A 23047-nucleotide genomic window follows, 5' to 3' on the forward strand; every position below is an offset into this window, starting at 1 on the left:
AGATCATGATGTTCTAAATATCCCTTTACCTGTACAGCCTCTATTTGTTGCTCCCTGAACTTAGCTATCTAAGCGAGAAACTCTCCCTTCTTCCACTGGGAAACAAATAGAACACCCAGACCAATCCCACGCATCGCCATAAAGCTCAGCATCGCTAGCCACAGTGCATGGTTCTCTAAACCTGATGCTAAGTAGAAAATCGCAAAGAAGCTGCAGGTCGCCACGAACATGCTATTGCGCATATCCTTGCCCTTGGTTGCCCCGACAAAAATCCCATCGAGCAGAAAGCACCACATAGAAACTAGCGGCATCGCTATCAGCCATGGCAGAAACACTTCTGCTTGGCTCTTAACGTCAGGGATTGTGGTGATCATGTTAATCAAGCTAGACCCGGCAATCGCGAACACGATAGTGAGCACCAAACAAATATTGAAGCTCCAGAAAAAAGTGCCAATCAATGATTGGTTTAATTCGTCTTTATCTTTCGCGCCAATCGCTTTACCGACCATGGCTTCCATCGCGTAAGCGAAGCCATCCATCCCATAAGAGATGATCATCAAAAAGCTCATCAATACCGCATTAGCCGCCACAACATCATCGCCAAAGCTTGCCCCTTGGAAAGTCATAAAAGTAAAAGTAGCTTGTAGACATAATGAGCGGAGAAAGATATCGCGATTCAGTTTTACGAAACGGCTCAAGCCTTGACTGGTTTTCTTAAGCAAATCCCACGGTGAAGGAAGTTGTCTCTTAATCCAGATTCGATAAACGCAGATTAAGCCAAACGTTAAGCCTGCATAATCAGCCATTACTGATGCCAACGCGGCACCTTCAACCTGCCACCCAAGACCAATAACAAATACGATATCCAAAACGATGTTGGTGATATTAGTGATAATCACCATCCACATTGGCGCTTTGGCATTCTGAGTTCCTAGCAACCAGCCTAAAATCACAAAGTTAGTGAGCGCCGCAGGTGCACTCCATGCTCGAATAGAGAAATACTGCTGACCGTAGTGTTTCACTTGGTCACTGGCGCTACTCAATGAGAAAACCAGATCCGCAACCAAGCTATGCAAAAGTAAGAAGACACCAGCAAATCCTAAAGCCATGGTAACACCCTGCACGAACACCAAACCGAGCTGTTTGCCATCATCTGCACCATAAGATTGTGCTGCGAGCCCAGTTGTCGACATGCGCAAGAAACCGAGCAGCCAGAAGGTCACGCTGATCATGGTGCCACCTAATGCCACACCACCGAGATACCAAGAATGCTCTAAGTGACCGATAACCGCGGCATCAACTAAGCCAAGGAGTGGAACGGTAATATTGGAAAGTACCATCGGGATCGCGAGCAACAGCACTTGCTTGTGCATCGCCTGATTGGATAGCGTTTGGAAAATAGTTTGGGGATTAAATAGCTTCACGATCACCTCTTTGATTAGAGGCGATAGTTTAACCTAGTGAGTGTGCTTTCACTATGTTGTGAGATTTTGCTTATTACTGATATGGCTTCGAGTATGTGTAAATAGTGCAGCTCCTACGCTACCACTTCACCAGCACCAATTGCGGTGTTAAACGCTTTTTAACCTGGGATATTTTGCACAATAATCGCTGCCACAATTTCCAGCGGTTACATTGCTGGTCTAGTGGAGAAAAGGCTTTTACCCATTGCGTCCATGGTAACCAATTTAAAATGCTATCAACTGGGGAAGATAAGCCATGTGCATAGTCACCAGAACCCAGCTTTTTGCCTAGTGTGCTTGAGCTTTTGTCTCCCGCTAATACTAAACACGCATGCGCATGAGTAAAGTAGCGGCTCAGAGACTGAATAAAGTGCGCGGTCTGCTGTTCATTACAATCAAGCAGAGCATGTTCACACACCACCATCACCGATGCTTGCTCTGGGATGTTTAGTTCATCTAACCAAGTTAGGTCATCAACAGAGCCACACTCTAAACGATAGCGTTCATTTTTGTGGAACAAGCGTTGGCGCCAAAGCAGATTCTCGGTTACATCGAGCTCGACCCAATGACAGCGGCCGTTATCTAAACGGTAGAAACGGGTATCGAGCCCTGCTCCCACGTTAATAATCCAAGCATCTGGGTTATGAGATAAAAACTGTTGAACTTGAGAGTCACAAAGTTGAGTGAGTGTCGCGTAAAGAAGTTGTTGTTGGTCGAGTTCACCGGTAAGGCATTCAGGTGCGAGTTGGCAACGCTTGCAGGCTTGTGCTGCAATAGGGTCATAAACTAAGCCATCGTCGGCAAGGCTTTCGCGGCTGCGAAACCAAAGGTGTTGAACGAGATTCGTCGGAACTTGAAATTCTTGATGAGCAGACCCTTGATCAGAAGGAGCCCTTTGATCAGAGGCGCGCGGCTTACGAGTAAGCGGCTTTATTTGAGGTTTGGTTGGGTTTGGCATCATCATCTTCCTTGTATCTCGACAAAGAAGATGATAATGAATATCAATTACAATAACAAGTTATTGAGAATAAATATCAATAAGCTGTTTGTAATGACTACATCCAGTCGGTGTTACGAATGATACCAACAGCAAGGCCTTCAATAGACAAGTGTTGAGATTCAAGATCGACATGGATTGGAGAAAACTCTTCATTTTCAGCATGTAACAGCACAGTTGAACCTTTACGTTCTAGGCGTTTTACCGTCACATCATCATCGACACGCGCTACGACAACCTGACCATCGCGAACATCTTGAGTTTTATGAACAGCCAGTAAATCACCGTCCATAATACCGATGTCTTTCATACTTTCGCCATTTACGCGAAGTAGGAAGTCAGCCTGTGGTTTAAACATGCCAGGGTCAACTTGGTAATGCATTTCTACATGCTCTTGAGCCAGAATAGGCTCACCAGCGGCAACCTGACCGATTAATGGTAAACCTTGCTCTTCGTTTGCTGCATCTTCAAGCAAAATACGAATACCGCGAGACGCACCCGGGATAATCTCAATCGCTTCTTTACGAGCAAGAGCTTTCAAATGTTCTTCTGCAGCATTAGCAGAACGGAAGCCTAGTTCACGCGCGATTTCTGCACGTGTCGGTGGCATACCGGAATCTTCGATCTTACCTTTGATAAGGTCAAAGACTTGTTGCTGGCGGGGCGTTAACGGCTTCATGATTCACCTGTCTTTTTATACAGTTGACTGTGAGTATATCCAGTAACTGCACAAAAGCAAAGCAATTGGTTGTTTTTAGTTCATTTTTAACGAATTACAAAAACAAGATCTCTAACCACACATAACCCGCGAGCGCCAAACAGATGAAAACAGCCGCTGAACCGACATCTTTCGCCATCCCAGATAACTCATGATGTTCGCTGCCAATTCGATCAACGACCGCCTCTATCGCGGTATTAATCAATTCAACAACCATCACCAACACAACCGACGAGATCATCAAGATTCGCTCTACTTGGCTCACGTCTAGGTAAAACGCCAACGGAATAAGCACCGCTGCCATAAACACTTCTTGTCGAAATGCGGCCTCGTTTTTAAACGAACTCGTGATGCCTTGCCATGAAAAGCCTGCCGCTTTCACGATACGTTTGAATCCGGTGTTTGATTTTTTCGCCATTTTTAACCCTATACTCAATCAGTCGATGAATGATTTTCCACAAACTTAACGGCAATATGACTATTTCCATTAAAAGGTTAGACCAGTTTCTGGTATTCTTGCATCGATTAAATTTACGCCTAGGCCTATCCCTATTTCACTCATAGGTTTTATCCTTTTCATCATAGAAATAGAGATACGCTTAAGCACATTGAAATAACTATTGAGGCAGTGAACCTATATGTCTTCTGGACAATCTTTTTCACGTTCATTAATGAAGCTACCTTTATCCGTTTTGGTAAAAGGCACATCAATCCCTTCAAACCCAGTTGAGGATTTGAACATTGATTTAGGCAAACCGATTGTATACGCCTTACCATTTCGCTCAAGTGTCGATCTGCTGACGCTACAAAAGCATGCGCTGGAATTAGGCTTACCTGATCCATTAAGCAAGCTTGAAATAAGTGGCAAATCACTGCAACGCTACGTTTTTATCTCTTCTCGCAAAACACTGCTGCAAGACGATGATTATGTACCAAGCTCTTCTATTGAAGTTTTCTCTGAGCTGCTTTCACTGCATGCCGAAGATTCTGAGCTCGATGTTCAAGTTATCCCAGCCACTGTACTGTGGGGACGTAAACCTGGTAAAGAGAATAACCAGAAACCTTACCTACAAGCAATGAACGGCTTAGAGAAGTCTAAAGCGGTATTACTTGCAGGTCGCGACTGCCTAGTGCGCTTTAGCCCTGTGGTTTCTCTAGGTTACATGGCTAACTCACACGGTACTGACAGCACCATCGCGCACAAACTGGCGCGTGTGGCTCGAATCCACTTCTCTCGTCAAAAACTTGCTGCCTCTGGCCCTAACCTGCCAAGCCGCCAAGCACTGTTCGATCGCCTACTAAAATCAGAAGCGATCAAGAAGGCGATTGAAGACGAAGCGAAATCAAAGAACATCTCGATCGAAAAAGCGAGCAAAGAAGCTCAAGACATCATGGACGAGATCGCTGCGAACTTCTCTTACTCGCTGATCAAGCGTGGTGAGAAAATTCTTGGCTGGCTATGGAACAAACTGTACCAAGGCTTGCACATCAGCAACGCTTCAACAGTTCGTAAACTGGCGCAAGATGGTCACGAGATCGTTTATGTCCCGTGTCACCGTAGTCACATGGACTACTTGCTGCTTTCTTACGTGCTTTACCACGAAGGTATGGTACCTCCGCACATCGCTGCTGGTATCAACCTGAACTTCTTCCCTGCCGGTCCTATTTTCCGTCACGGTGGCGCGTTCTTTATTCGTCGTAGCTTTAAGGGCAACAAACTTTACTCGACGATTTTCCGTGAGTATCTAGCAGAACTGTTTGCTAAAGGTTACTCGGTAGAGTACTTCAGCGAAGGTGGTCGTTCTCGTACTGGTCGTCTGTTGCAGGCGAAAACGGGCATGCTCGCGATGACAATCCAAGCAATGCTGCGTGGTATGAACCGCCCGGTAACTCTTGTTCCTGTGTACATCGGTTACGAGCACGTAATGGAAGTAGCGACTTACGCGAAAGAGTTGCGTGGTAAACGTAAAGAGAAAGAAAACGCGAGCCTAGTGATTCGCACTATCCGTAAACTGCGTAACTTTGGTAAAGGTTACGTGAACTTCGGTGAGCCAATTCAGCTAAACCAATATCTGAACGAGCACTCACCAGAGTGGACTAAAGACATCGATCCAATGGGCACCAGCAAACCACAATGGATGGCTCCTGTGGTGAATGATCTAGCCACCAAGATGATGACGCACATTAATGATGCGGCCGCGACCAACGCACTGACACTGTGTGCGACCGCTCTGCTTGCATCACGCCAGCGTGCATTATCTCGTGACTCTTTGGTTTCTCAGATCAACTGCTACCTTTCTTTGCTTAAGAATGTGCCTTACTCAGACACATTCACGGTACCAAAAGACAGCGCAGAAGAGTTGGTGAAACATGCGGAATCACTGAACAAGTTCCTGATTGAATCCGATTCTATGGGCGACATCATTTCACTTGATCGTCACCAATCGATTCTGATGACTTACTACCGTAACAACATCATTCACTTATTTGCTCTGCCGTCGTTAATTGCTCAGATGACCATTCGTCAGCGCGGTTTATCAATTGATGCGATTCAAGAGAACGTTGCAGCTATCTACCCGTTCTTGAAGAAAGAGTTGTTCTTAAGCTACGACGAAGATCAGCTTGAGACTGTGGTTGCGAACATCATTGATGAGCTTGTCAGCCAAGGTATGCTGATGGTGTCGGACAACGAAGTCACCATCAACCAGTCGAACAGCCAAGCACTGATGCTACTAGGTCGTACGATCTCAGAAACACTGCAGCGCTACTCTATAGCTCTCAACCTATTGGCAGAAAATCCTGAACTGGATAAGTCTGACCTAGAGAAGAAGAGCCAAGACATCGCACAACGATTGGGGCGTTTACAAGGTATCAATGCGCCGGAGTTCTTCGACAAAGGTGTGTTCGCATCGATGTTTGCAACGCTAAAGCAGCAACAGTACTTAGATAACGACGGTAACTGCGATTTAGAAAAAACTCAGCAATTCGCTAAGCTTCTTTACTCAATGCTTTACCCAGAAGTACGCTTGACGATTCAAGAGAGTATTCACCAAGTAGAGTAACCGCTTGGCTAGCTCGCTTTAATCGCTAGACTGAAACGATCAAAAAAGGCACCCAATGGGTGCCTTTCTACTTTTGTTCTCTTTAGCTTTAACTACTGCTTACCAAAAGGTAATGAACAAGCCAACGGTAACTGCCATTCCAACGTAGTTATTATTCAGGAAGGCCTGGAAACATAAATCACGGTCACGATGACGCATCAGGTGTTGTTGATACACAAACAAGCTACCTGCCACTAACAATGCCCAATAGAAGGTATCACCCAGTTGGTAATGCATACCCAATGCAATCAACATCGCCAGTGTCACAAGCTGCAAGAAGCCAACAATCAGCTTATCGAAGCGCCCGAATAAAATAGCTGTCGACTTGATGCCAATCTTAAGGTCATCATCTCGGTCAACCATCGCATATTGTGTGTCGTAGGCAATCGTCCATAGCGCATTAATCACGAAGATAAACCAGACCACACTTGGTAGTTCATTGGTTTGTGCTGCCCATGCCATTGGAATTGCCCAGCTAAACGCCAGCCCAAGGAACAACTGTGGAAGGTGCGTAAAACGCTTCATGAAAGGGTAAATGAATGCTAAGCCAACGCCGATAAAAGAGAGCTTGATGGTTAACGGGTTCATGGTGAGTACCAGCAAGAATGAAACCACAGCGAGCACTAAAAATAAGATTATCGCTTCTTTACTGGAGACCAAACCTGAAGGCAATGGACGCTGCTTGGTACGTTTAACGTGTCCATCCACTTTGCGATCGGCAAAATCATTGATCACACAGCCAGCTGAACGCATCAGCACCACACCGAGTACGAAAACAACCAAGACATCCAAGTCCGGCATGCCTTGTGCGGCGATAATCAGCGACCATAACGTAGGCCAAAGAAGTAATAGGGTACCAATCGGGCGATTCATTCGCGTTAATTGCCAATACGCCTTCGCTTTGGTGGCAAGCATTTACACACTCTCCTTAGAGTAAATGGGTGATGTTGGTAAAAACAGTTCTGCCACAAGCATCGGTTTATGGTTCATCCATAATCGAGAACGACGTGCGAGCAATCGCTCATCGCCTGCGATAACCCAACCGACTTGCAGCGCATCTCGCTCCACGTTCTCAGCACTGAAAACGGTTAATCCAAGCGGGACATTACCTTGTTGAGAAAGGTCGGAATGCTGATCTTCTAGCGTAACTCGGGGAATCAAGGTTCGACCTAACACCCACGGTTCGCCGTCACCCTTTAAAATCACTTTACGCAGTAAGCAATCAAACGATGATAAAAGATGTTCCTCGTCTTGTTGTAGCCTTGAGCGTTCTACAACTTGATTATGAAGCAACTCAACAGACAGGTGCTGACAGCTCTTACCCAACTTGCGGGAAAGAGAACCTTGCTCCATAAGCCACTCTTTGGTGGTTTCGTTAGGAAAATCAAATGTTTCTGTACTTTGCCAATCTACATTCATTAACGAATTAAGATACAGCGATATTGGCTGATTCATACTAGTATTCAATAGGTGACTTTACACGTACAATAAAGCTTCAACTTTCGAACAAAATTAAAGCGTTCTTCGAATTGTAAACGTATTTAGATTTAGACCGCTCATTGTAACAAGACTAATGCGTTTCGAATATCGCGAATAAACTAAAGAAAAGTCACAAATATGCACAAACGTTATGTAGCCCAAATAATTCTTGCGATTACCCTACTCTTTTCAGCATCAAGTTTAGCTGAAGAGGAATCGGCACCCAAACTAGCCTACTTCACGCTAGAGCCAGACCTGACCACCAATTTTTACACTAAAGGTAAAAAACTGGGCTACATTCAGGTTCGCCTCGATATCATGGTTGCGAACAGCAATGATCTAGCGGCCATTGAGCATCACCAACCATTAATTCGCGATGCCGTGATTGAATTACTTGGTAAACAAAACGAAGAAACGATTAAATCTCTGTCTGGCCGTGAAGATTTGAGAAAGACCTTGGTTGAACATCTCAACAAGATTCTGCTGCCTGAGACGGGCAAAACCCTGATCGCTGACTTACTGTTTACCAAGTATCTTTATCAGTAATGATCTAAAAACGAATCCCAATAAAAAAGCGGCTCATCTGGCCGCTTTTTTGTATCTATCGATTCTCGGTAACTAACACGCTAGTTTGTTGCAGATTTCGGCGCTTTCATTGAATCTACAAAGCCGATAATCACACCTGCGACCAAACCTGCTAAGTGAGCGGTATTAGCGATCGCCATGAACGGCTGCATATACCCAAGTACTAACCACACCAACATAAAGCCGACGATCTGTCTTGGAATACCCAAACCAAGTTGCGGTGCTTTGGCGCCAACTACCCATAGGTAACCAACCAAGGCATATACAACCCCAGATAAGCCACCGAAGTTCGCACCTTCCACCCAATACTGACCCGCGCCAGAAAGCGCAGAAGAGACAGCAAAGATCTGCAGTAACTTAAGGCCGCCTAACTTTTTCTCAATATCTCCGCCCAGTTGCCACCACCACAAGATGTTGAATGCGATGTGCATAACCGAGAAATGCAAAACAGCGTGACTGAGCCAGCGCCACAATTGCCACTGCTGTCCATCAACCGCTGGGAAATGTAAGGCGTTAAAAATCGCCTGCCCGAAACCTATCTGCTGCAGAGCAAAAATCACCACACATACCAGCATAATACTGAGTGTCACAGGGCCAGCTTTGGCTTTTATCATGCCCATGAAACTTGGTGTGTGATAATGAAAGTTGCTCTTTCTGGTCTCTGCCATGTCCCAAGATGCCGCTTGATAGCGCTTATGATTGGGTTCCGACAAGAAACGATTGAGCTCAGCTTCGGTTTCAACCTGAAATTGACCATCAATAAGCCAAAGCGCAAAACGCCCTTCCCCCTCAGGAGACATCTGAATAGGGATCTGACGAGACGCCATATAATCAATAAATGCTTGAGCAAGACGTGGGTTGTCTAACACCATCAATCTAATCATTGTTACTTCCTATTCATGCTATGAGAGATGCTTGAAGCGATAAAGGTGATTAACCAGCAATCACAGGAAGTTCAGCACGGTGCCAAGCTTCGAAACCGCCATCTACACTATATACCTCTTCAAAGCCTTGGTTCACTAAATATTGTGCTGCACCTTGGCTACTAATACCGTGGTAGCACATCACCAAGATAGGTTGTTCGAACTCAACCTCATCCATGAACGACACCATTGTATCGTTGGTAAGATGGTAGGCTGTTTTTGAGTGCGCAACCGCAAAAGACTGCGGGTCGCGTATATCGACAAGTCGAGCGTCGCCTTGTTCAATGAGGGCTTGAGCACCTTTAACGTCGATATGTTTAAACTGGTCCATGACTTTCTCTTTTTATACTGATTTACTTTGCTGCCATTGTAACCTATCCCAAGGCTAACAATCACATCCACTTAATAAGGTTATCCACCAGCGATCACTTTTACACCATTTGTGGATAAATCTGTGAATTGCGTGAATAAAGTGCCTTTTAAAAAATAGATCCACAACATGTAGTAATGATCCTGATCTAGCTGTGGGTTAACTAAAACATATCCCCACTCGAAAACCCCGTTCAAAGCCTTACTACACCCTGCTTTTAGACAGCTGACGAATAAACTTCTCACAGAGTTATCCACAAAATCATTTTGCAAATTTCGATCGCAAAACTTGAGAAATCGATCCAAAACAAAAAGGCCGAGATCTCTCGATCTCGGCCTTTTCAAAATTCAGTTATTTGCTAGCTACTATTTAGATACCAAATATTATTAGAAACTAAATGCTATTAGAAATCACCAACGGCTTGTTTCAGTTTCTTCATCGCATTCTTTTCTAATTGGCGAACACGCTCTGCAGAAATGCTGTAGGTATCCGCTAAGTCTTGTAGCGTTGCTTTGTTGTCATCTAACCAACGTGAGCGAACAATGTGTTGGCTACGCTCGTCTAAGCTTGCTAGAGCTAGCCCTAGACGATTATTGGTATGTGACTCCCAGTTAGCTGCTTCAACCGTTTCAGCAACGTCTGATGCTTTGTCTTCTAGGTAGTAAACTGGCGCTGTGTAAGCAGAACCACCGTCGTCATCGTCCATAGGCGCTTCAAACGTCGCGTCTTGTGCCGCTAAGCGAGATTCCATTTCACGAACTTCAGAAGGCTCAACACCTAGCTCACGAGCAACCGTCTCAACTTCACCGTTGTTAAACCAACCTAAACGCTTTTTAGACTTACGAAGGTTAAAGAACAGTTTACGCTGTGCCTTAGTTGTCGCAATTTTAACGATGCGCCAGTTACGCAGCACGTATTCATGGATTTCAGCTTTGATCCAGTGAACTGCGAAAGAAACCAATCGAACACCAACTTCTGGATTGAAGCGCTTAACAGCCTTCATCAAGCCGATGTTACCTTCTTGGACGAGATCAGCCATTGGCAGCCCGTAGCCAGAGTAGCCTCTTGCAACGTGCACCACGAATCGTAAGTGAGAAAGGATCAAGCCTTTCGCAGCGTCGATCTCACCTTTGTAATGTAATCGCTCTGCAAGTCCACGTTCCTCTTCAGGCGTCAGCATTGGGTAGCTGTTCGCTGAGCGGATATAGCTATCTAAACTATCTTGTGTGACTAAAGCCATTTGATACGCTTGGTTTGCCATTCGGTTCCTCATCAATCTCTGATCTGGAGTAATACATCTATTAAAACCCGACAATCTTGAACCTAAAATGAACAGGTTTCAAGGAGGGGGAAGTAATTATGCATAATCAATTCGTCTATACAAGGCAAAAACTGGTTAAGAAGTGCCTATTTTTCGTCTAAATATGACTCTATTCACCTAAACTGGTTCAATTTCTTTTAGGTGACGCTGTGCAGAAAGCTTCGCAGCCACACTACCAAGCAAGGTTCCGACGATCAAAAGCAGTAAAGATTCATCCCAACTCAGGCCAATTAAGCGGAAGTGGCTGTCATACAACTGAGCCAAGTCATCCACTGCACTGTTCAGTAATACGGTAATCAATGCCGTCATTACCCAAGCGCTAATCGAACCTAAAACACCAAACCACATCCCAGCATAAAGGTATGGGCGAAGAATATAGCTGTCGGTCGCACCAATCAGCTTCATGGTTTGAATCTCTTCTTTATGCGCCAATACATTAAATCGTAATGTATTACCGATAATTAAAAATACTGCGCCTAGCATTAATACCGTTAAGGTAATCACGATGACGGCTGCTAACGCTTTGATAGCGTCTAGTCTAGCCAACCAATCTTCGTCTAGGCGAACATCGGTGACGAGCTCTTGCTTTTTAACGGTGCCTGCGAGTTCTTTAATTTGAGTATCGCTGTGTACGCTTGGCGTAATCACTAGAACACCAGGTAGTGAATAGTCATCTAGAATAGTTAGGGCATCTTCGAAACCAGAATACTGGCTGAGATCAGCAAGTCCTTGCTGCGGTGAAATGTATTCCACCAGTTCAACTTGCTCCCAACTTTCAATTTCATCCTTGAGCACCATTACCCTAGGCTCAGGAATGCCATCCTCTACATAAGCACTAATTTGTGACGGGCTTGTGACATCTTGCGCCACTTCACCCACGTTTTTACCCAATAGGTACAAACACGCAGGCATCGCCAACGCCATTGAGATCACCGCAAGGGTCAGCAAATTACCCAGCGGGCGCTGCCACATCTGCGAGAACGATGACTTGGCTTGTTTCCAATGCACAACAAAGAAGCCATCACTTGAAGCGCGGCTTGCTGCTCGATTAGATTGAGGTTTCTTGATGCGCTTATTAGCGGCCATAGTCTTCAACCTCACTCAAAAAGCCTTGGTTTAATTCAAGATGACGATATTGAGGGCGAGTGTTCACTAACCCGATATCATGCGTCGCTAGGATGATCGTCACACCGGCACGGTTAAACTCTTCAAACAGTCGCAACACTCGGTTGGACAATTCAGGATCTAAGTTACCCGTCGGTTCATCCGCTAAAAGTAGAGTTGGACGGTTCACCACGGCGCGAGCAATACCCACGCGTTGCTGTTCACCACCAGAAAGCTGGCTTGGTAAACAACGAGCTTTGTCGAGCAAGCCAGTTTTATCCAACGCAGCACTCACTCGGCGCTTTATTTCATTTTCAGAAATAGATTCAATACGCATAGGCAGAGCAACGTTATCGAAGATCGAGCGATCCATCAGCAGGCGATGGTCTTGAAAGACAATCCCGATATTACGGCGTAAAAACGGGATGTCTTTGGCTGGGATACGTGTGATATCGTGATCGTTGAACCAGACGCGTCCATCGGTTGGACGCTCTATCGCGCAGATCAACTTCAGCAAGGTACTTTTACCAGCACCGGAGTGCCCGCCTAAAAATGCCATCTCTCCACGTTTGAGGTGAAAGTCCACTTTTTGGAGCGCTTGGCGTCCGCCTCGGTAGGCTTTACTCACTTGCTGAAATTTGATCACCGAAAATTCCTCTTACGATCACTAATATCAAATTTAAAACGGTAGCAGGTTAAGGATAAACCACTTTGCTACTCGCGTTACTCTTCGCGGCTAAATAGCGCTTCAATAAAGTCTTTTGACTCGAATGGACGTAAGTCGTCAATGCCTTCACCAACACCAATGTAACGAATTGGAATCTGGAACTGGTCTGCAATTGAGAAAATCACACCACCTTTCGCCGTACCATCAAGCTTAGTTAGCGTAATACCCGTTACCGGTGCAACTTCACTGAATAGTTTTGCTTGGCTGATAGCGTTCTGACCTGTACCTGCGTCAAGCGTTAGCATGATTTCGTGTGGTGCAGAGTCATCAATCTTCTTCATTACGCGAACAATCTTACGCAACTCTTCCATTAGGTTGCTCTTGTTCTGCAAACGACCGGCTGTATCGGCAATCACTACATCAACGCCACGTGCTTTCGCCGCTTCAATCGCATCGTAGATAACTGACGCACTGTCCGCACCTGTGTGCTGAGCGATAACAGGTACATCGTTACGCTGACCCCAAACCTGAAGTTGTTCAACGGCTGCTGCACGGAAGGTATCACCCGCCGCTAGCATCACTTTCTTGCCTTCGTTTTGGAATTGCTTCGCTAGCTTACCGATAGTGGTTGTCTTACCTACACCGTTCACGCCAACCATTAAGATAACGTAAGGTGTTTTAGTCGTATCAACAACTAATGGTTGTTCAACTTGGCTTAGGATATCCGCCATCTCATCTTTGAGCAGACCATAAAGCGCTTCACCGTCTTTTAGGTCATTGCGAGATGCTTTTTCTGTCAGGTTTTCAATGATCTTAACTGTGGTATTCATACCCACGTCAGCGATCAGCAACTGCTCTTCTAGCTCTTCAAACAAATCTTCATCGATTTGCTTACCTTTGAACAAGCCAAAGAAGCCCGCACCAATGTTTGCTTTAGTACGGCTTAGACTACGCTTAAGGCGAGCAAAGAAGCTTTCTGTCGGCTTCTCTTGAACTTCTTCAACTTGAGCTTTAGGAGCAACGACTTCTTCCTGTTCTGCTTCTGCTTCTGCTTCTGCTTCTGCTTCTGCTTCTGCTTCTGCTTCTGCTTCTGCTGGGACAGGTTGCTGTTCTTGTTGAGCTTCTTCAAGCGCTTGCTCTGATTCAGCAAGCTCAGATTCAACTGACTTAGCTTCAGTTGATTTAATTACTTCAGCTTCAGACGCGGCCTGTTCAGCCTCGACTTGTGATTCAACTTCAGTTTGATCTTCAACGTTTTCTACGTTCGCTTCATTCTGAGTTTTTGGGCTTTGTTCTTCTTCACCAAAACCAAGCCACGATAATAATCCGCGCTTCTTTTTTTCCGTCATCCGAGGAGTTTCCTAGATCTACTAATTAACTGTATTGACTTAATGCACGTCGACTCTTTGCTATTGTTATACAATACAAGCTTGTACAAACGAATAGTAAAGAAAAATGACAAAGCAGTGATAAGTTTGCTTTTAGCTTGATACACTTTGTCATTGCAAATTTATTTAATACTCGAACCAACTTAAATTGGGCTCGGTATAGTATCACTTTATTAGCGGTCAAAAAATCTATGGTAAGACGTCGCCAGCAAAACACATCACAAAAAAAGCCATCCGGTGGCTTTGTTCGAATTATTAGTGGCTCATGGAGAGGCAGAAAGCTACCTGTTCATGATTTAGAAGGCTTACGCCCAACCATTGACCGAGTAAAAGAGACCCTCTTTAACTGGGTGGCACAAGATATCCCAAATTCGACCTGCTTAGACGTATTCGCAGGTTCTGGTGGTTTAGGTTTTGAAGCAGCTTCTCGCCAAGCAAAAATGGTGACGCTGCTCGAAATGAATCAAAAGGCCGCCAAGCAGCTTTCTGATAATGCTAAAGAGCTCAAAGCAGACAACATCAATGTGGTAAATACTGATGCTATCTCTTTCCTTAAGAAGCCTGGCACCCCTTACGATATGGTTTTCCTTGATCCTCCATTTCGTAAAGGCTTGTTAGTAGAGACAGTACAACTGCTTGAGAATAATGGCTGGCTTGCCGATGATGCCATCATTTACGTCGAGACAGAGAAAGAGCTGAAACTCGAAGCGATGCCAGAAAACTGGGAATTGCATCGCGATAAGACCACCGGCCAATCGAGCTACCGACTGTTTAATCGAATCACTGAAGAATAGGAGTTATTGAATGAAGTTCTTGCTTCCACTAGCAAAAACAGCCATCGCCTTTGTTTGGTTTATCTTAATCGCCAATATTTTCTACCCGTTCCCGGGTAATGCGGCGATTGCGCTTTATATCATGACCGCATTCTTGTTCTTCATGCACGGCCTACAGATGCTGATCTTTATCGGTGCCTTCGGCGATAAGATCGAGATGTCACGTTGGGAGAAATGGTCAATATTGATTTTCGGAGTCTTTGCCCTACTCGATATCCGTCGTAAGCACATGATGTAATCGAAATAAAAACCGAAGACACAGATACAAAAACGCCGCTCAGTAGAGCGGCGTTTTTTTATTGAATAATGATAGCAACACTAGCCCATGTAGCCCTTCACACCATCCAAGAACATTTGAGTCGATAGCATAACAAGTAACAAGCCCATCAAGCGCTCGATGGCTTTAAGCCCTCTCTCACCCAATACTCGTAGGAAGAAACCATTAAACATCAGGATAAAGAAGGTAGCGCCCCAAGCCAGCATCACAGCGGCAGAAAGCTCTAACATGTTGTCTGGATGCTGTGTCGATAGCAGAATCAGTGCAGCAATCACTGATGGGCCTGCAATCATAGGGATCGCCATCGGCACAATAAACGGCTCTTCACCAGCCGCTAGGCCAGTAATGCTGCCTGCGCTTGGGAAAATCATCTTAATCGCGATGATAAACAGAATGATACCGCCAGAGATACTCAAGGTTTCAGGTTGTACGTGCAGGAAGTTCATGATGCTTTGACCCGCAAACAAAAATAGCAACAAGATAACCAGTGCGAACATCAGCTCACGAATCAGAACAATACGGCGACGCTTCGGGTCAATATGCTTAAGGATAGATAGCACGATTGGCAGGTTGCCAAGCGGGTCCATGATAAGAAACAGCATGGTTGCTGCAGATAAGATTTCCATAAGTTTGTCTCGAAAAGCGTAAGTGCGCGGAGTATAGCAGCCTCAACATTGATTTTCGAACGCAGTGATAAGCGGGTTAACTAATGCTTTTAAAGGGGAATGTTATAAGACGGAAAATGGGTAAAAGCAGATTGAAGGGTAATAAAAAGAGTGGAGCCGAAACATGCACCCACTCTCTATTCACGAATAAAACAAGCCACTAAGAGTTAGTGATTACACACACGTTCTCGGTTAGTACAAAGCTTATCATCGACCACGACAACCTTTTCCATCTTCAAGAAAAACTTCAACAGGCTATCTAAATCCAGACCATTGAGCTTACAAGTATGGAAGCGAGCTTCTTCCCCATAGGTTTGAGCAAGCGCTAATGTTAGCTCTTCGCGAGTCAGTGGCTTTTCACTAAGCAGGTTTAAAACGTTGTGTGCGTGAATTTCAGTCGTCATAACTCAATCTCATCTTTAATGAATTACACGTAGAGTACCGAGTTTTAGCAACGTCGTTTTGATGTAGCTCAGGCTTGAGAGAGCTCTACCCTAAATAGTAATAGATGCGACAATAAGTGCGTGTGCCAGAAAGTAACTGCTCGTTACCCAAAAATAAGCCCCCTTGATTGGGCTACGGTAACTGTTTAGTGCATAGGCCAAGGCCGAAAGGAGCAGCACGCTACAACCAGCAAAACCGACCGCGTGTGATAACTGAGGATCTAGCAACCAAACCTCACCAGAAGCCCATGCTAGCTGAATAAGCACAATGCCCATTATGACCACAGGAAAGACGAGTTTGTCTAAGCGTGGCAGCAGTAAAAAGAAAGCAACAATGCAGGCCGCTAATAACAGCGCGAACAACCACCAAACCATTTCTCCTGATAGTTGTAACCAAAAAGCTTTGCTGTAACAGAGTTGAGCCAATAAGAAGCAGACAAAATGTAGAGGACGTTTTTGAGTGAGTGTATGCAGCACATCTGCGATCGCAGAGATAGCCAACCCCGCGACTATCCAATAGGTAAAGTCAGCCACAACCGACTGAGTTAAAGCAATAGTCGCTAATAATACAAAGGTAAATACCTTATACGATAAGGCCTGACCGATATGTCCATGCTTCGTTCCTGCTATTGCTCCGATCCCAGATAAGGAAACCGCTAACCAACTCCACATACCACTTGCCCTATTGCTTTAAATCGTCGCCAGTCTAGGCACACGAGTGTTGATGTAAAGCCTAAGCCTTTCAAAATTGGATCTTGATTACGCTTCCACTAAAAAGAGCCTCTTTCGGTTGAAGCCATGACAATTACGCGGAGATAACGATGATTCGTTTAAAACTAGAGCGATTCTTCGTTAAACCCATCGAAAAGCACCTTACAGCGCCCAGCTTTTCATTTTGGTCATTTCTAACCTAGCCAAATCGCAAAAACCCATCGAAAACAGCCAAAAACCACACTTTAAAATTAGAAAAATCAACATTAAAAATCAATAAATACATAAACTTAAAAAGTAAAAATGAAAATTAAAAAGGAATTAAAAACCTCAAACATACCTAGCTTTGTAAAGTAAGTAACTTGCGTTAATTCAGCTCCTGTTTGTCAGGATTTTCCTAGCTCCTTGTCAAATCAGCCACCAAAACCAAGACAAAAATGCACAAACAAAACCAAATCCAACCCAGAAGCCACCAGCCCCTATTAATACAGTTTAACAACCTTTAACAATATAAATTACACATAACAACCATTATAAAACAGCAACTTAAATCAAATAAGAACAAACATGAATCACAACGAACAAAATAAGAACACACCAAAAAACACAGTTAAACAACCCCAAATAAGCCAATATCCAATAGTTTTCTACCACTTTTAAGGCTTTCGAAAGTAATTCTTGATCTAATCCTATAAGTGGGCTATTCTTTAAAACATAGCGAGAGACAACCAAATTTAGGAGTAGTGTTATGATTTCATCTTCGCAAAGACAAGGACTTGTAATGATCGCGGTAGTTGTAGGTCTAATGACACTACCGATGATGTACTAAGCAAGTTACAAATAAAAAAAGGGACGCCATGAGCGTCCCTTTTTTTGTTCAAATTTTTCACTTCGAAAACAGATGCAGTGTTAACACATCCCAGTTCGCATAGTAGAAACCTGCTGCGGCTAAAGTCATTGCCATCATCAATAAGATCGCAACACGCCAGATAAAACGACCGCTTCGTGGAGTCAGCTCCTTCTCACAATCGTTACACATCATGATGAATTTATGCTGGTCTTCCAACTGAGCGTCATGCTCATTCACTACCTTGTTACGACACGTTGCGATATAACGCAACTTACTTACCATATCGTGCGGTAGCCTTTCTTCACAGCTTGTCACAAGCTCGTGCAATCCTTCGCCTTCAGCGTGATATTGAAGTCTCAATAATTTTTCTATATTGCGAGTTCTTGTCACCACTTTTTCAATGTCGGTCATTTTGGCCTCCCACTCCACACTATAATTCTAGTCGAGCATTTCCTTATTCTTATACAAAATCATCGCTATTTACGTGAGAAAGAGACAATAAATAACAATGCTTTATCCCAAACTGGCCATTAAATGTGATATCAGCCGAAAAATAATCAGCTTTGCTTACAGCAGTTCACGAATAGCGGCTTTAAACACATATCCCTATTGCCCGAAAGACTAGAATAACCATCACGACTACATGGAGGTTATATGCCTAACTCACTCTTTTTTGCCATCTTTGCACTCGCAGGTCTAGCCGCCTGGGGTTTTCTTGTTTTTTATCGAAAACATATGCAAGGCGAGAACGCACCAGAAAAGAAAGTGAACGTGACGGTATTAGATAAACAGTCCATCGACCTTCCTGACGCAGAACCAGGCCAAGAAGATCAAGAATACTGGATTTACGTTCAACGCGGTATGGTTGGTCCGAAACGAGAATTCCAAGTCGGAATCCACTATTTCCACGCACTTAATCCTGGTGATAAAGGAACCTTAACCTACCAAGGCGATAAGTTCTTGCACTTTGCGTTAAAGCGCTAATCATAAGTCGCTTCAACGATTCATCAAAAGCGGCCATCAGCGATAATAACTAATGGCCTTAGTATTAACGACTAAGGCAATAACCAGCGCGTTTTCTCAGACTTAGATACCATCCAGCTCATCCACAGCGCACCAGCGCCACTGATCACAATCCACAATGGGATAACCCATGCTGGGTGTCCTTGGTACCAACCAAACTCTTTCATCGGCCACAAGAAGATAGGATGCAGCAGGTAGATACCTAGGCTGTGCTTACTGATAAAGCCAACCACTTGATTACCTTTCTCAGATAACCCTTCTCCGTAGTAACGACACAGCATAAACACCATGCTTGCTGCCAATACGGTATTCAGCGTTTTGTATGATAACCAACGACCAACCGTGTACTCCTCGGCGATTAGGCTCGCATCAACCACCATATAGACTGTAGTTAACAACGCCAGCGCACCGAGTCCTGCGCTCACACCAACGGTGAACTTGTTAAGCGGCACTTTCTTGTACAACAGATAACCCAGTGGCAAGTAGCCAGTGTAAAGCCATAACTCATGACTCCATGGGCCGTCGATTCTTAGTAAGAACAGCAACGTCGTGAACAACCACACCGCCGTGAAGCCGTAAACAGCTTTGTCGCCATACTTTCTGACCATGATCTGTAAGAAAGGAATCACAAAGTAGAGCGGGATAAAGTAATAGAAGAAACCAAGGTGATAGTAGGTGTAGTGATGATAGCTATTGAGCAACACATCCCAACTGACGTCGGCATCAAAGCCCATCGCAGACCAACCAGACAGGTAAGTATAGAAAAGCGACCAGACGATGAAAGGTATCAATACCTTACCTAGGCGTCGCTTGAGGTAGTACTTAGCATCAAATGGGCGCTGATCGCTTAGCATCAAGGCGCCGGTTATCAATATAAAGACAGGCACCGCCCATCGGCTGAAGCCATTGACGGTGATTGCTGTTAACCATTCGCCGAAAGGAATCGTTCCTAGTTCGTTGCGATAAGGCGCCAAAACATGAATCGCGATAACCGCTACGGCCGCGACACATCGTGCTAAATCAAAAAAGAGAATTCGCTGCTTCATGTAAATGCCTGATTAATATTCAATCATTCTACTATAGCAATAAAAAAGCTGACCGGAATAAATACCAAGTCAGCTTATTGTTAAAGGAGAAGCATATCGCGAATTAATCTTAAACGAATGAGCAGTTGCAACTTTCGCTCTTACGAATGAGGCCTATGCGGCAGATGTTTGCGGCACCTTAGGTAAACGCAGAGAGATCACCGTCGTTATCGCTAAGAACACGAACGATACCCACAAACACGCAGACAAGCCGCCCATTTGGAATACTAAGCCTGACAAGATTGTGCCAATCAAGCGGCCCATTGCATTCGCCATATAGTAGAAGCCAACATCAAGCGATACCCCATCGCCTTTCGCATAACTCACAATCAGGTATGAGTGAAGGGATGAGTTCACCGCGAAGATGGCACCAAACACCATCAAACCACCAATGATCACTAACTCTGGTTGCCAGCCTACCTGTACCGCATAAGCGATAGCACCTGTCACGACAGCCAGAGCTCCCGCCCATAATAACGCTGCGTGACCATCTGGAACCTTGCCTTGCGCCTTACCCGTAATCTTGGGTGCAATGCCCTGTACGAAGCCGTAAGCGATAGTCCAAGCCGCTAAGAAGCCACCCACCCATGAGTGGTCCCAACCAAATACGCTGCCCAGATAGATTGGCAGAGCAATCACAAACCACACGTCACGAGCACCAAACAGGAACATACGCGCCGCAGACAGGATATTGATGGATTCAGATTTAGAGAAGATCTGTTTGAACTTAGGCTTGGTCTTCGCCTTACCCATATCCGCTTCTAAGCTCAGCACACTGCCAATGAAGACCAAGGTCAACACAGCGGCCATCGCAAGCACTGCATATTGGAAGCCTATAGTCGAAAGCAATAAACCACCAATAAAGAAGCCTGCACCCTTAAGCGCATTCTTAGACCCGGTCAGAATCGCAATCCACTTATACAAGGCACCTTGTTGTTCATCCGGTACCAAGGTTTTGATTGAGCTCTTAGCACTCATCTTATTAAGGTCTTTAGCGATACCAGAAAGTGCTTGAGCCGCCATCACCCAAGGAATAGTCAACATGGCCGATGGCAATGCGAGCATACCCAAGGCGAAGACTTGCATCCCTAAACCGATGTTCATGGTTTTATTGAGACCAAGACGCGCGCCTAACCAACCACCGATTAGGTTAGTCACCACACCAAAGAATTCATAGAAAAGGAACAGTGAAGCAATCTCTAACGAACTGTAGCCAAGGTCGTAAAAATACAAAACCACCAGCATACGAAGTGCACCATCAGTAATGGTGAAATTCCAGTAGTTGAAAGTCACCAACATGTATTGGCGAACACTCTTACTTAGATTTGAAAACATAACGCTATCTCTGCAATCTAAACAAAAAGAGCTTTTGGATCATGATAAGTTCAACACTCCAGATACCAAAAGCTCCTTGTATAACAACGATGACTTATTAGCTGTTCGCTACGCCATTAATGTACTCAACCTGAATAGGTTTAGTAAAAGCACCTGGACGAAGCGCCTGAACTTCTTGAACAATCTTGCTCAGATCCCAGCTCTTCTCTAACAGCAGGTGTGCAGCCAGTAAACCAGTGCGGCCAGAACCGCCCATGCAATGCATCGCTACCTTACCGCCGTTATCGACAACTTGGTGTAGCGCAGGGCTCGCTGCTTGCCATTTCGTAGCAAAATCAGCACCTGGTGCACAATCGTCTTCGATTTCGATTTGGAACCACTGCATGCCTAGTGCTTGCGCTTTCTCACCTAGCTCAGAAACATTCTTGCTCGCCAGTTCTTCACTGTCCAAAGCCGTCACAATCGCTTCTACGCCTTGCGCTTTAAGTTGAGCTAGAGATGCGTCTAGGTCAGCCTCTTTGGTACCTGGGCACGGAGTAAGCACTAACGCACCAGTTTCTAAATCTAGTTGCCATGTTGGATGTGTCATTATGTATTCTCCAGATTCTACTATTTCTTAAATACGCAGGCTTATGCCAAACCAACTGTACGAACAAGCTCTGCTGTACGTGTCGCGTAGCCCATCTCGTTGTCGTACCAAGCGTAGATCTTAACCATGCGCTTACCTACCAACATGGTTGATAGTGCATCTACGATAGTTGAGCGTTGGTCGCCTTTGTAATCGATAGAAACAAGTGGACGCTCTTCAAAGCCAAGAATGCCTTTCAGTTCGTTCTCAGACGCTTCTTTCAACATCGCGTTAACTTCTTCTGCTGTTGTATCTTGCTTCACTTCGAAGATGATGTCTGTCAGAGAAGCGTTCGCTAGTGGTACACGAACCGCGTGGCCGTTGATACGGTTTTCAAGCTCAGGGAAGATCTCAACAATCGCTTTAGCACTGCCCGTTGTTGTAGGGATAAGGCTCATGCCACATGCACGTGCGCGGCGTAAGTCCTTGTGGGGCGCATCAAGGATAGTTTGCGTGTTGGTTAGATCGTGAATCGTCGTGAAAGACGCATTCTCGATACCAAGCTTCTCGTTGATCACTTTAACCACTGGCGCGATACAGTTTGTTGTACAAGATGCTGCGGTTACGATTTTGTGTACTGCTGGGTCGAAGATATTGTCGTTCACACCAACAACGATGTTTGCGATGCCTTCTTCTTTCACTGGCGCCGATACCACAACACGCTTCACGCCCTGCTCTAGGTATTTGTTTAGGAAAGATGTCTTACGGTGAACGCCTGTCGCTTCGATAACCACATCACAGCCAGACCAATCGATCGCATCGATGTCGCGCTCTTTGGTGGTTTTGATGCGTTGACCGTTGATGATCATCTCATCGCCTTCAACCGAAACTTCGTGGTTCCAACGACCTTGTACTGAATCGAACTCTAAAAGGTGCGCCAGTGTCGCAGTGTCGCCAGCAACGTCATTAATTTGTACAAACTCTAGCTCAGCCCAATCGAATGCTGCGCGAAGTGCTAGACGGCCGATACGGCCAAAACCATTAATACCTACTTTCACTGTCATCGTATTTTCTCTCAGTTAATTGCCTTCATATTTGAAGCCGCAGCGTTGTTGACTACGTTCACTTACCGGAACGCCGG

25 protein-coding genes are annotated in these 23047 nt (G+C 45.0%); 5 read left to right on the plus strand and 20 right to left on the minus strand.

What is annotated here, in order from left to right; translation table 11 throughout:
• Positions 1 to 68: 68 nt before the first annotated feature.
• From dinF to L0992_15335, 4 genes are all read right to left on the minus strand, one after another.
• Entirely contained in the window at positions 69 to 1424 is a 1356-nt protein-coding gene (gene dinF / locus L0992_15320; protein ID XGB67027.1) for an MATE family efflux transporter DinF, read from the minus strand.
• 118 nt (positions 1425 to 1542) lie between these two features.
• Positions 1543 to 2421, minus strand: coding sequence for a class I SAM-dependent methyltransferase (locus tag L0992_15325; GenBank protein XGB67028.1), 879 nt, complete (start codon positions 2419 to 2421; stop codon positions 1543 to 1545).
• A gap of 97 nt (positions 2422 to 2518) precedes the next feature.
• Positions 2519 to 3139 (minus strand): transcriptional repressor LexA, encoded by a 621-nt coding sequence (gene lexA / locus L0992_15330; protein ID XGB67029.1) that lies wholly within the window; start codon positions 3137 to 3139, stop codon positions 2519 to 2521.
• Between the two features lie 94 nt (positions 3140 to 3233).
• A complete protein-coding gene (locus L0992_15335) occupies positions 3234 to 3596 on the minus strand; it encodes a diacylglycerol kinase (GenBank protein XGB67030.1) in 363 nt (120 codons plus the stop codon).
• A gap of 220 nt (positions 3597 to 3816) precedes the next feature.
• Here L0992_15335 and plsB point away from each other — a divergent pair, with 220 nt between their 5' ends.
• Positions 3817 to 6240 carry a glycerol-3-phosphate 1-O-acyltransferase PlsB gene (gene plsB, locus L0992_15340; GenBank protein XGB67031.1) on the plus strand — a complete coding sequence of 808 codons (2424 nt, stop codon included), beginning with the start codon at positions 3817 to 3819 and terminating at the stop codon, positions 6238 to 6240.
• A 99-nt stretch (positions 6241 to 6339) separates the two neighbouring features.
• Here plsB and ubiA read toward each other — a convergent pair whose 3' ends face one another.
• Together ubiA and L0992_15350 are read right to left on the minus strand one after the other, a co-directional pair.
• Positions 6340 to 7194 (minus strand): 4-hydroxybenzoate octaprenyltransferase, encoded by an 855-nt coding sequence (ubiA, locus tag L0992_15345; protein ID XGB67032.1) that lies wholly within the window; start codon positions 7192 to 7194, stop codon positions 6340 to 6342.
• Positions 7195 to 7734 (minus strand): chorismate lyase, encoded by a 540-nt coding sequence (locus L0992_15350; protein XGB67033.1) that lies wholly within the window; start codon positions 7732 to 7734, stop codon positions 7195 to 7197. It abuts the gene before it with no gap.
• A gap of 162 nt (positions 7735 to 7896) precedes the next feature.
• Between L0992_15350 and fliL the strand changes: the two genes are divergently transcribed.
• Positions 7897 to 8304 (plus strand): flagellar basal body-associated protein FliL, encoded by a 408-nt coding sequence (fliL, locus tag L0992_15355; protein ID XGB67034.1) that lies wholly within the window; start codon positions 7897 to 7899, stop codon positions 8302 to 8304.
• An 80-nt stretch (positions 8305 to 8384) separates the two neighbouring features.
• Here fliL and glpG read toward each other — a convergent pair whose 3' ends face one another.
• The 6 genes from glpG to ftsY all read right to left on the minus strand — a co-directional run bounded on the left by glpG (position 8385) and on the right by ftsY (position 14077).
• On the minus strand, positions 8385 to 9227 hold the full coding sequence (gene glpG / locus L0992_15360) for a rhomboid family intramembrane serine protease GlpG (GenBank protein XGB67035.1): 843 nt from the start codon (positions 9225 to 9227) through the stop codon (positions 8385 to 8387).
• Positions 9228 to 9276: 49 nt separating this feature from the next.
• On the minus strand, positions 9277 to 9597 hold the full coding sequence (glpE, locus tag L0992_15365) for a thiosulfate sulfurtransferase GlpE (protein ID XGB67036.1): 321 nt from the start codon (positions 9595 to 9597) through the stop codon (positions 9277 to 9279).
• Positions 9598 to 10039: 442 nt separating this feature from the next.
• The gene (rpoH, locus tag L0992_15370) at positions 10040 to 10897 is read right to left on the minus strand and encodes an RNA polymerase sigma factor RpoH (protein XGB67037.1); all 858 of its coding nucleotides are present in this window, start codon (positions 10895 to 10897) and stop codon (positions 10040 to 10042) included.
• Between the two features lie 177 nt (positions 10898 to 11074).
• Positions 11075 to 12043, minus strand: a complete 969-nt coding sequence (gene ftsX, locus L0992_15375; protein ID XGB67038.1) for a permease-like cell division protein FtsX — start codon at positions 12041 to 12043, stop codon at positions 11075 to 11077.
• The gene (gene ftsE / locus L0992_15380) at positions 12033 to 12707 is read right to left on the minus strand and encodes a cell division ATP-binding protein FtsE (GenBank protein ID XGB67039.1); all 675 of its coding nucleotides are present in this window, start codon (positions 12705 to 12707) and stop codon (positions 12033 to 12035) included. Before ftsE ends, ftsX begins: the two co-directional genes overlap by 11 nt.
• Positions 12708 to 12784: 77 nt before the next feature.
• Positions 12785 to 14077, minus strand: coding sequence for a signal recognition particle-docking protein FtsY (ftsY, locus tag L0992_15385; GenBank protein XGB67040.1), 1293 nt, complete (start codon positions 14075 to 14077; stop codon positions 12785 to 12787).
• A gap of 230 nt (positions 14078 to 14307) precedes the next feature.
• Between ftsY and rsmD the strand changes: the two genes are divergently transcribed.
• Together rsmD and L0992_15395 are read left to right on the plus strand one after the other, a co-directional pair.
• On the plus strand, positions 14308 to 14910 hold the full coding sequence (gene rsmD, locus L0992_15390; protein XGB67041.1) for a 16S rRNA (guanine(966)-N(2))-methyltransferase RsmD: 603 nt from the start codon (positions 14308 to 14310) through the stop codon (positions 14908 to 14910).
• Between the two features lie 10 nt (positions 14911 to 14920).
• Positions 14921 to 15187 carry a DUF1145 domain-containing protein gene (locus tag L0992_15395; protein XGB67042.1) on the plus strand — a complete coding sequence of 89 codons (267 nt, stop codon included), beginning with the start codon at positions 14921 to 14923 and terminating at the stop codon, positions 15185 to 15187.
• An 80-nt stretch (positions 15188 to 15267) separates the two neighbouring features.
• Here the strand turns inward: L0992_15395 and L0992_15400 are convergent, their stop codons facing one another.
• From L0992_15400 to L0992_15415, 4 genes are all read right to left on the minus strand, one after another.
• Positions 15268 to 15852: a YhgN family NAAT transporter gene (locus L0992_15400; GenBank protein XGB67043.1), complete on the minus strand. Its 585-nt coding sequence runs from the start codon at positions 15850 to 15852 to the stop codon at positions 15268 to 15270.
• 206 nt (positions 15853 to 16058) lie between these two features.
• Positions 16059 to 16295 (minus strand): YecH family protein, encoded by a 237-nt coding sequence (locus L0992_15405; protein XGB67044.1) that lies wholly within the window; start codon positions 16293 to 16295, stop codon positions 16059 to 16061.
• 90 nt (positions 16296 to 16385) lie between these two features.
• Positions 16386 to 17006, minus strand: coding sequence for a lysoplasmalogenase (locus tag L0992_15410; GenBank protein XGB67045.1), 621 nt, complete (start codon positions 17004 to 17006; stop codon positions 16386 to 16388).
• Positions 17007 to 17931: 925 nt separating this feature from the next.
• Positions 17932 to 18306 carry a DUF4145 domain-containing protein gene (locus L0992_15415; protein XGB67046.1) on the minus strand — a complete coding sequence of 125 codons (375 nt, stop codon included), beginning with the start codon at positions 18304 to 18306 and terminating at the stop codon, positions 17932 to 17934.
• A gap of 243 nt (positions 18307 to 18549) precedes the next feature.
• Here L0992_15415 and L0992_15420 point away from each other — a divergent pair, with 243 nt between their 5' ends.
• A complete protein-coding gene (locus L0992_15420; GenBank protein ID XGB67047.1) occupies positions 18550 to 18879 on the plus strand; it encodes a DUF2500 domain-containing protein in 330 nt (109 codons plus the stop codon).
• 71 nt (positions 18880 to 18950) lie between these two features.
• On the opposite strand, the gene L0992_15425 is transcribed toward L0992_15420, so the two are convergent.
• The 4 genes from L0992_15425 to L0992_15440 all read right to left on the minus strand — a co-directional run bounded on the left by L0992_15425 (position 18951) and on the right by L0992_15440 (position 22970).
• Positions 18951 to 19964 carry an acyltransferase gene (locus L0992_15425; GenBank protein ID XGB67048.1) on the minus strand — a complete coding sequence of 338 codons (1014 nt, stop codon included), beginning with the start codon at positions 19962 to 19964 and terminating at the stop codon, positions 18951 to 18953.
• 153 nt (positions 19965 to 20117) lie between these two features.
• The gene (gene arsJ, locus L0992_15430; protein ID XGB67049.1) at positions 20118 to 21338 is read right to left on the minus strand and encodes an organoarsenical effux MFS transporter ArsJ; all 1221 of its coding nucleotides are present in this window, start codon (positions 21336 to 21338) and stop codon (positions 20118 to 20120) included.
• Between the two features lie 97 nt (positions 21339 to 21435).
• Complete coding sequence (locus L0992_15435; GenBank protein ID XGB67050.1) at positions 21436 to 21927, minus strand: cyclin-dependent kinase inhibitor 3 family protein; 492 nt, start codon at positions 21925 to 21927, stop codon at positions 21436 to 21438.
• A gap of 41 nt (positions 21928 to 21968) precedes the next feature.
• Positions 21969 to 22970, minus strand: a complete 1002-nt coding sequence (locus L0992_15440) for an ArsJ-associated glyceraldehyde-3-phosphate dehydrogenase (GenBank protein XGB67051.1) — start codon at positions 22968 to 22970, stop codon at positions 21969 to 21971.
• Positions 22971 to 23047 lie beyond the last annotated feature (77 nt).

The organism is Vibrio pomeroyi, from assembly GCA_041879425.1.
GTDB lineage: Bacteria > Pseudomonadota > Gammaproteobacteria > Enterobacterales > Vibrionaceae > Vibrio > Vibrio pomeroyi_A.

Coding starts and splice junctions, on each gene's coding strand:
- L0992_15335 (XGB67030.1), bottom strand. CDS start 3,596: ATGGCGAAAAAATCAAACACCGGATTCAAACGTATCGTGAAAGCGGCA.
- glpE (XGB67036.1), bottom strand. CDS start 9,597: ATGGACCAGTTTAAACATATCGACGTTAAAGGTGCTCAAGCCCTCATT.
- L0992_15410 (XGB67045.1), bottom strand. CDS start 17,006: ATGTGGAGTTGGTTAGCGGTTTCCTTATCTGGGATCGGAGCAATAGCA.
- L0992_15400 (XGB67043.1), bottom strand. CDS start 15,852: ATGGAAATCTTATCTGCAGCAACCATGCTGTTTCTTATCATGGACCCG.
- L0992_15405 (XGB67044.1), bottom strand. CDS start 16,295: ATGACGACTGAAATTCACGCACACAACGTTTTAAACCTGCTTAGTGAA.
- L0992_15420 (XGB67047.1), top strand. CDS start 18,550: ATGCCTAACTCACTCTTTTTTGCCATCTTTGCACTCGCAGGTCTAGCC.
- fliL (XGB67034.1), top strand. CDS start 7,897: ATGCACAAACGTTATGTAGCCCAAATAATTCTTGCGATTACCCTACTC.
- L0992_15435 (XGB67050.1), bottom strand. CDS start 21,927: ATGACACATCCAACATGGCAACTAGATTTAGAAACTGGTGCGTTAGTG.
- lexA (XGB67029.1), bottom strand. CDS start 3,139: ATGAAGCCGTTAACGCCCCGCCAGCAACAAGTCTTTGACCTTATCAAA.
- L0992_15440 (XGB67051.1), bottom strand. CDS start 22,970: ATGACAGTGAAAGTAGGTATTAATGGTTTTGGCCGTATCGGCCGTCTA.
- glpG (XGB67035.1), bottom strand. CDS start 9,227: ATGATTAGATTGATGGTGTTAGACAACCCACGTCTTGCTCAAGCATTT.
- ftsY (XGB67040.1), bottom strand. CDS start 14,077: ATGACGGAAAAAAAGAAGCGCGGATTATTATCGTGGCTTGGTTTTGGT.
- plsB (XGB67031.1), top strand. CDS start 3,817: ATGTCTTCTGGACAATCTTTTTCACGTTCATTAATGAAGCTACCTTTA.
- rpoH (XGB67037.1), bottom strand. CDS start 10,897: ATGGCAAACCAAGCGTATCAAATGGCTTTAGTCACACAAGATAGTTTA.
- ubiA (XGB67032.1), bottom strand. CDS start 7,194: ATGCTTGCCACCAAAGCGAAGGCGTATTGGCAATTAACGCGAATGAAT.
- L0992_15415 (XGB67046.1), bottom strand. CDS start 18,306: ATGACCGACATTGAAAAAGTGGTGACAAGAACTCGCAATATAGAAAAA.
- L0992_15425 (XGB67048.1), bottom strand. CDS start 19,964: ATGAAGCAGCGAATTCTCTTTTTTGATTTAGCACGATGTGTCGCGGCC.
- L0992_15325 (XGB67028.1), bottom strand. CDS start 2,421: ATGCCAAACCCAACCAAACCTCAAATAAAGCCGCTTACTCGTAAGCCG.
- L0992_15350 (XGB67033.1), bottom strand. CDS start 7,734: ATGAATCAGCCAATATCGCTGTATCTTAATTCGTTAATGAATGTAGAT.
- arsJ (XGB67049.1), bottom strand. CDS start 21,338: ATGTTTTCAAATCTAAGTAAGAGTGTTCGCCAATACATGTTGGTGACT.
- ftsX (XGB67038.1), bottom strand. CDS start 12,043: ATGGCCGCTAATAAGCGCATCAAGAAACCTCAATCTAATCGAGCAGCA.
- rsmD (XGB67041.1), top strand. CDS start 14,308: ATGGTAAGACGTCGCCAGCAAAACACATCACAAAAAAAGCCATCCGGT.
- L0992_15395 (XGB67042.1), top strand. CDS start 14,921: ATGAAGTTCTTGCTTCCACTAGCAAAAACAGCCATCGCCTTTGTTTGG.